This window comes from Gracilibacillus thailandensis, assembly GCF_010994055.1.
Taxonomy (GTDB): Bacteria; Bacillota; Bacilli; order Bacillales; family Amphibacillaceae; genus Gracilibacillus; species Gracilibacillus lacisalsi.
This window is the reverse complement of sequence record NZ_WJID01000116.1, coordinates 1-7528: the sequence shown is the minus strand read 5'-3', so window position 1 is coordinate 7528 and position 7528 is coordinate 1. Positions and strand designations below refer to the sequence as shown.

9 protein-coding genes are annotated in these 7528 nt (G+C 34.6%); 4 read left to right on the top strand and 5 right to left on the bottom strand.

Annotated features, from left to right (window positions below):
- Positions 1-87: 87 nt before the first annotated feature.
- The 3 genes from GH715_RS20815 to GH715_RS21905 all read right to left on the bottom strand — a co-directional run bounded on the left by GH715_RS20815 (position 88) and on the right by GH715_RS21905 (position 1685).
- A complete protein-coding gene (locus tag GH715_RS20815; RefSeq protein WP_153837162.1) occupies positions 88-726 on the bottom strand; it encodes an NAD(P)-dependent oxidoreductase in 639 nt (212 codons plus the stop codon).
- Between the two features lie 75 nt (positions 727-801).
- A complete protein-coding gene (locus GH715_RS20810) occupies positions 802-1215 on the bottom strand; it encodes an Rrf2 family transcriptional regulator (RefSeq protein ID WP_153837163.1) in 414 nt (137 codons plus the stop codon).
- Between the two features lie 26 nt (positions 1216-1241).
- Positions 1242-1685 (bottom strand): sigma-70 family RNA polymerase sigma factor, encoded by a 444-nt coding sequence (locus GH715_RS21905; RefSeq protein ID WP_324187007.1) that lies wholly within the window; start codon positions 1683-1685, stop codon positions 1242-1244.
- A 147-nt stretch (positions 1686-1832) separates the two neighbouring features.
- Here GH715_RS21905 and GH715_RS20800 point away from each other — a divergent pair, with 147 nt between their 5' ends.
- Positions 1833-2399 (top strand): RNA polymerase sigma factor, encoded by a 567-nt coding sequence (locus tag GH715_RS20800; protein WP_153837164.1) that lies wholly within the window; start codon positions 1833-1835, stop codon positions 2397-2399.
- 2 nt (positions 2400-2401) lie between these two features.
- Complete coding sequence (locus GH715_RS20795) at positions 2402-3163, top strand: DUF4367 domain-containing protein (RefSeq protein WP_153837165.1); 762 nt, start codon at positions 2402-2404, stop codon at positions 3161-3163.
- 132 nt (positions 3164-3295) lie between these two features.
- On the opposite strand, the gene GH715_RS20790 is transcribed toward GH715_RS20795, so the two are convergent.
- Both GH715_RS20790 and GH715_RS20785 read right to left on the bottom strand, forming a co-directional pair.
- Positions 3296-3751 (bottom strand): DUF6147 family protein, encoded by a 456-nt coding sequence (locus GH715_RS20790; protein WP_153837166.1) that lies wholly within the window; start codon positions 3749-3751, stop codon positions 3296-3298.
- An 87-nt stretch (positions 3752-3838) separates the two neighbouring features.
- Positions 3839-5419 carry a PucR family transcriptional regulator gene (locus GH715_RS20785; RefSeq protein ID WP_153837167.1) on the bottom strand — a complete coding sequence of 527 codons (1581 nt, stop codon included), beginning with the start codon at positions 5417-5419 and terminating at the stop codon, positions 3839-3841.
- 279 nt (positions 5420-5698) lie between these two features.
- Between GH715_RS20785 and GH715_RS20780 the strand changes: the two genes are divergently transcribed.
- The gene (locus tag GH715_RS20780) at positions 5699-6877 is read left to right on the top strand and encodes an amidase (protein WP_153837168.1); all 1179 of its coding nucleotides are present in this window, start codon (positions 5699-5701) and stop codon (positions 6875-6877) included.
- 152 nt (positions 6878-7029) lie between these two features.
- Positions 7030-7479: an Lrp/AsnC family transcriptional regulator gene (locus tag GH715_RS20775; protein WP_163578818.1), complete on the top strand. Its 450-nt coding sequence runs from the start codon at positions 7030-7032 to the stop codon at positions 7477-7479.
- Positions 7480-7528: the final 49 nt, after the last annotated feature.

The following is a 7528-nucleotide window of genomic DNA, read 5'->3' as shown; positions in this document are numbered from 1 at the left end:
TAGGTGTTTTTTCTTGTCCCGTTTTACTGGGTCAGTTCAATCACATTACTAGGGCTTTTTCTCTTTATTCAATACAGAAATGATCCTTTATTCTTTTTCCCCCACAACAGTAAAGCGCTCTTCTATATGTTCAGGATTTTCAATCTCATCTAGTAGAGCGATGGCGTAATCTGCATAGCTGATATAGCTTTCTCCTGTTTTATTAGTGATGACATTTTCTTTTCCTTTTTGATAGGAGCCAGTTCGTTTCCCTTCTGGATCGAATATTGCTGCAGGACTTAAGTGTGTCCATTTGACATCTTGTGTTTGTTTTAATTCGTCTAATGCTTTACCCATATTGGAAGCTAATGGATATACGAAATCAGGAAAATCAGGTGTGTCGTATAAATGTGTTGTTTGTTCTTCATCAACATATAGACTACCAGCGCCACCAACAACGATAAGACGTGTATCAGTTCCTTGGAAAGCATTGATTAATACACGATGAGCTTTGATATGTAAATGCTCTTCACCTTGTGGAGAATTATAAGCATTGACAACAACATCAAAGTCTTTAATATCCTCGGTCTTCATATCAAATATATCTTTTTTCACGATATCGACGTCTTTATTGTCTACTTTTTCCGGACTACGAACAATCGCAGTAACTTCGTGTCCTCTATGAAGTGCTTCTTGTGTAATCAGTTTACCAGATTTCCCAGTTGCTCCGATAATTCCAATTTTCATTGTCAATTCCTCCTTCAGATTAATTGTAACCATTATAGTTACATTTTGTGTTGAAGTCAATAAAAAAACATCTCCTTATTGTATAGAGAGATGTTGAATAATATCAGCTAATGTTTGCTTGTTTAATTCATTTTCCATAGCTTTTTGTGCACGGGTTAAAGAAAAGTCCAGTGTGGCTTGAATATTTCTGCCAACGTCGCAATTCGGATTAGGGTGATCGTGCACTGCAAATAATTCTTCCTCTGACGTTACAGCTCGATATATATCTAGTAAGGTAATTTTAGAGGGTTCTATTACGAGAGAATAGCCGGCTACACCAGGTCCACCTTTTAACAGGTTCGCTTTTTTTAATAAAGAACCAATACGCCGAATGACGACAGGGTTTGTGTTAACACTTTTTGCTATGAAATCTGATGTAACACCTTTATCATTTTGCGTTGCAACAAGTGTAAGGATATGTATTGCTACTGAAAAGCGAGTGTTTATCATTCTCGTTCACCACCATTGTTATTATTCTAGTTGTAAGTCATTTGGTTGTCAATGTAGCATGACAGTAGACAAAAAGAGAGCAACAACTTTTCTGCTACTCTCTTGATGTAAAACATCATAATCGCCTTCCTGATATGAAGGTGAACTGTAACTTTCGGATATAGTCGAGCTCCAAAGGATCCCTTTTCTTCTTTACGATCATGAAGGATCATATCGTCGTCATGCCAAAAGGTCCCCTCTTTGGAAACGGATTTTTTTTGTTTGCGATAATGATCAATAAAAGTACGATACGCTACGGTGAATAGCCATGTTTTTACGTTCTCGTTATCATAAAATTCTACATATAAGTAGGCCCTTAGGAATGTTTCTTGAACAATATCTTCTGCTGTATAGTGATCATGGCTAAGAGAAAGGAGAAAGCGATAAATATCTTGAAAATATTTTTGATATATTTGATCAATTGATCCCATTTGCTCCTCCTTTCTATTCTAACTATATCACGCAGCAATATGAAAAAAAGTTACAAAAAATGATCAAAAAAAGAGCTTTATAAATGGTTTAATCTTTTGAAGAAAATGTTATAATTTGTATGATTGATGGAAGAAGGTGTAAACAGGATGCTGAAAAAAATATTTAAAAAATCGGAACCTACACATGAGGAATTCCGTCTAGTATATGATATGTTTTATTCGAGAGTTTACCGTGATGTCTATTTTATTACAAAAGATAGCCATTTAGCTCAAGATGCTTTACAAGAAACGTTTGTGAAAGCTTATAAACATATGCACCGCTTGGAAGATAGAGAACGGATGGGTGCCTGGCTTTCCACTATTGCTACAAGAACTGCAATTGATGTATTAAGGAAACGAAAAGGAGCACGCGAAGTGCTAACAGAAGATATTACGATACAAGAAAGAAATATGAAAAAAAAAGGTTTGGACACCTCACATATTGTAGAGAATAATTTAGTGAAAGAAGAATTGTTGGAATCATTAAAGGAGATAAAAGCTGAATACCGAGAAATCATTTTGTTAAGATATATCCATGACTTATCCATTAAGGAAATTGCAGATTCATTACATATAAATGAATCTACTGTAAAAACAAGACTTCATCGTGCAAGGAATAAGGTGAAAGAGAAAGTACAACATGATCCAAAACGGCAATGGATTGGTGGTGAATAAAGATGAATGAAGAACAGAACTGGAAGGAATGGCTTAACGAGGATTACCAGCAAGTAGAAGATGCTCCACATTCCAAGGATGAAAATTGGGAGACAATCATAAGTGAAATATCGCAAACTAATCAACATCAGAAGAAGATCCCGAAGAAAAGTTTGTTGGCGGTAGCAATGATTACCGTTATCGTGATTGGCTCTGCTTTTGTTCAAACTAATCAAATGCAAGCTTTTGATTGGTTTGTGAACATGTTTGTCACAACAGAAGGCGATAAGACACAAATTACCCAAACAACAAATGAAAAGGAACCATCGACGGATGCTCTTCCTGATTTTGATAACATAACAACAAACGCAGTTCCGGGAGAAAGCAAGGAGATGACATTCGAAGAGGCGCAAAGCGAAACAGATTTTAATATTTATGCTCCTTCTTATTTACCTGACAGTTATCAATTAGAATCAGTTACTGTGTTTTATGAAGAGGTATCAGCTAAAAAGGTTCAGCTTGAGTATGTAAATAATCTGAACGATAACGATGTCATAACGCTATATCAAACGTATCAACCTGATGATTTCTCTGCTTCTAAAGTAGTTGATAATGAGGACACAGAAATTAACACAATCGAACTAGATGGTGGAGAGGCGCGTTTGATAGAATTTATGGATGGCCATATACAAATCATATGGAGCACGCCAAAAACGAATTGGCTCCTAGAAGGCTCGGAAAATAAAGAACAACTTATTAAAGTCGCCGAATCTATAGATTATTGAACTAGCGCCACTTACAAAAGTTCCTGTTGAAGTGGCAGTTTTCTTGTCTGAAAAGAGTTTCGTATCAAATTCGATATACGAAACTCTTTTTTGTCTCTAAATCAAAAATACTTTGTCACACTAGTTACTTTTTTAAAATTTTAATCCCGGTGTTACAGAGATTAAGCTTTCATAGCTACTATTATGTGTAATAGAGTGGACGGTGCGAATACGATATTCATAGCCCTTCACGATTGTAAAATGGACACTACCGCTAACATAGGAACTGGAATTGTCAACAAATCTTTTACTATTCCCGGTATTTACCCATTGCCCCGTTGATTTATTTTTGACTTGTAAGTTAATCGTGCAAGTAATTTTCTGAACAGATGAATAGCTAGATGTATTACAATTGCTTCCTATTCTTTTCGAATCTAATTTTCTTATGGAAGAATTTCCTTCTTTGATGTAGTTAGTTGATTGGACACTAATAATATCCTCTTTGATTTGAGGAGTAGTTTGCTCTGAAGCATCGACTTCTGAAGTAAAAAGAAAAAATCCAATAATGAGAACGCATGATGTTAGTAAAGCTTTACCCAACATTTGCATAAAAACCATTCCTTTTCAAGGTTTTTTTGTTACAAATGTTAGACGTTAGTAGTAGTGAAAAGGTTGCAGTAAAATAACGATAAATACTTAGGAGATATGCTGTCTGATGTTCTTAATTTGTAAAAAGGTAAAGGCCATTTTAATTCGTAGCAGGTCATCGATGTTTTTCAAGTTAATTTTAAGAAGGGAACTAACTTTGTCTAGTCGGTATATCACAGTATTACGGTGGACAAATAGTCTGTGCGCTACTTCTTTGATATTGCCGTTACATTCTAAATATGCTTCTAGTGTCACCAACATATCTTTTTTAAAATTCGTACTATCATGCAGAAATATTTCAAATATTCGTTTGTAGAAGGTCTCCATTAATGGATCTGGAATGTGACGATATAGGCTAAAGAAATCCAAATCCTCAGCAATAATTACATGGTTGTTATACTGCAAATCTTTGGCTAACTCTTTTGCGTAGAGACATTCATTTATTGCTGTTGAAAAACTGTTTAAGTGATTGTGCTGTTTACTAACAACTAACTTTATGTTTTGTTTGATATTGATTCTTTTAAGTATTTCATCGAATACGGGTAAGAATAAATTAGTTTTTTGAAATACTCTACTTTCAGAAGTACTATCAAAAATAATGGATACTAGATATTCATTCCAGATTAAGTGCTTAATTTTATATGATTTAAAATGAGGATGGACTTCTAACTCCGTTCGATAAGATGCAATGTCTCTTGGACTAAGTTCAGCGTGATGATCGATTAATATTATCCAATATGGCATTTGTAATAGTTTGTTTTCCTTTTGGGACAAGTGTGACTTTAAATATTCAGTAGTAACTTCATCTTCTAAATAACGTTTTAACAGTATATTTGATGTCTGTTCTTGTATTGCTTCTGGATGAGAAGTGTATACCTTGGATAAATAGTCAGTCAATATTTCTCCAATTTGCTCAAAAAGGATGACGTCTTCTTCTATAATATCTTCTCGGTTTTCATTTATGATAAGTAAGTCCCCATACTTCATCTCACTATGCTTCAATTCAATATGATTGATTTGCTGATTTTGTTCATAGTTGTGTTCAAACCAATTTTTTAAGATTTCGTTGTCTGATAGGTTCGTTTTATTATAGAGAATTTCTGAATCAGTTGTAAAAATAACAAAAGGGTACTTGATAAATTTCGCTACAATCATTAAGTATTGATCGATATCTTTATAATGATGTTCAAACATGGGTAATTCTATTTGACTTAATATTTTTTTTCTTAACGACATTTCCTTTTGTTGATCTGCTTTATAGTATAGGGCTTTTATTTGGTCTGAAAAGGTATAGGAATATGGTAACTCAAATATAGGAAAGTCTAATTGGTTAGCAGTATCGATAATGGTTTGAGGGATTTCTTTCCAATACCTTCCTAATTTAATTGCCAAACCGGCACACCGTTTCTTATCTAGTTGTTTGATCAATTGGATGGCCTTTTCCATATTATCCTGTAAAATATAGGCTGTTGTTAGCAACAATTCTCCTTCTTTTACCCAATTTTGTATATCAGGAGCATCTATGATGTTTACTGCTTTTATCGACCGTTGTGTTATATTTTCTCCTGCTACTAATCGAGATTGAGAAAATGGGTAAGCAGTTAAAGCTTCTTTGATTGTTAAATGCAATGGTTATCCCACCTTCGTTTTTGTTTTTCTTTTGACTCAATTAATGGTAGTCATCCTTTATTATACAAAATACATCTCTAACAAGATTCTTATTTGTAAGAATATATTACGTATTTCGTGAATATAACAACTGATTTTGCATTTCACCCTTTTTTTGTTATGAATTTTTCTGAAATATATGTGACTTTTTGTGAAAAATTACAATTAACGTTAACTATATTGACATATGGTTTGATGAAAAGATATAGTAAAGCAAATAATTGAAATGGGGGGACAGAAATGGAGGATAAATGGAATGCTTTGATCGACGCAAATTGTAAACTACCTCCAATCGATAAAGGGAAATTGAATTCCTATACCTATGCTGTTAAAGATGTTTTTGAAATAGAAGGACATATAGCTAGTGCAGGTAATCCGGATTGGAAAAGAACTCATTTGCCTGCTAATTCGACTGCTACTGTTGTAAAAAAATTACTGCTAAATGGTGCGGAATTAATAGGGAAAACTCATACAGATGAATTAATGTATAGCTTGGACGGAAAAAACTATTTTTATGGTACACCAGTTAATCCTCGTGCAGTTGAAAGAATTCCAGGTGGGTCTTCTAGTGGATCAGCTGTAGCAGTAGCTGCTGGATTAGTAGACTTTTCAATAGGAACTGATACTGGTGGTAGTGTTCGAATTCCAGCGAGCTATTGTGGAATATACGGTTTTCGACCTTCTCATAATGCAATATCCATTAATGGTGTTATACCACTTGCTGAGAGCTTTGACACAGTTGGAGTTATGGCTAACGATATCGAGATCATTTCGGATGTAGCTGAAGTTTTACTTGAGCAACCTAGTCATCACTCAGAAAATTTTACAACAATGATATTCCCGAGGGAAGTATGGGATATGGTAGAAATACCAATACAAGAGTCAAAAGAAAAGGTTGATCTACCACATTTAAGCAGAGAGGAATTGTTAATATCTGATGAAGGATTACAGGCTTGGATGGAAACTTTCCAAATCTTACAAGGATTTGAAATTTGGAGGAATCATGGAGACTGGATTCGTGATGTTCAACCACAATTCGGTCCAGGAATTTATGAAAGATTCCAATGGGCAAAAACTATTACAAAAGAACAAGTAGAAGAGGCTAAACAATATAAAGAAAAGATAAATAAAAATATAAAAGAGAAATTAGGAAAAGATTCCATTATGGTGATGCCGACATCACCAAATGTGGCACCATTGCTAAAAACTGCTGATGAAGCTTTACTAACGCACAGGCAAAAACTATTGATGATGACAAGTATTGCTGGGTTGAATGGACTCCCGCAAATTAGTACTCCTTGGTTAGAGTTGGGAAATGCTCCTGTTGGTTTATCTTTTTTGGCAGCTAAAGGACAAGATAAACGATTAATAAGGTTTGTGAAGCAATTTTTTCAAGAACTAAGCGGTCGGAAAGTGTAGAAAAAAGCTATGATTATAATAAGCTCCTTTAAGGACAAGATATATGGATGGCATATCTTTTTTCGTTTCGAAAGAAAAAATCGCCTTTTCTTGACATTTCGGTAACCAAATAGCATGCTATACCTATATAGTTGTGTGAAAGGGTGCTCAAGGTGAAAATGGATAAAAAGGATCAGAAAATCTTAGAATTATTAGTAGGAAATGGCCGAATGTCTTATGTGGATATCGGTAAAGAATTAGGCTTGTCCAGAGTAGCGGTACGTGAAAGGGTAAATCAATTAATCGAGGAAGGGATTATTGAAGGATTCAGTGCTGTCATTAATTCTGAAAAAGTAGGTAAACAAGTGTCTGCTTTTTTTGAAGTGGATTGTGAGCCGTCTTCCTTAGTAGAGGTAGCTCAAAATCTAGCGGATAACCCAAGTGTTGCTAGTTGTTATCAAATGACGGGCCCGAGCACATTGCATATGCATGTGTTGGTAGAGGATTTCAAAAGGCTTGAGTCATTTATTAATGAAGAATTATATAGTTTAGAAGGTATCACTAGAGTGGAAAGTCATATTCTATTACGTCGGTTTAAGAATAGAAAAGGCATGAAATTATAAGAAAGCGCCCTTTAACGTTCTTCAGAAAGAAGTCTCCCTCTTCAAGCGT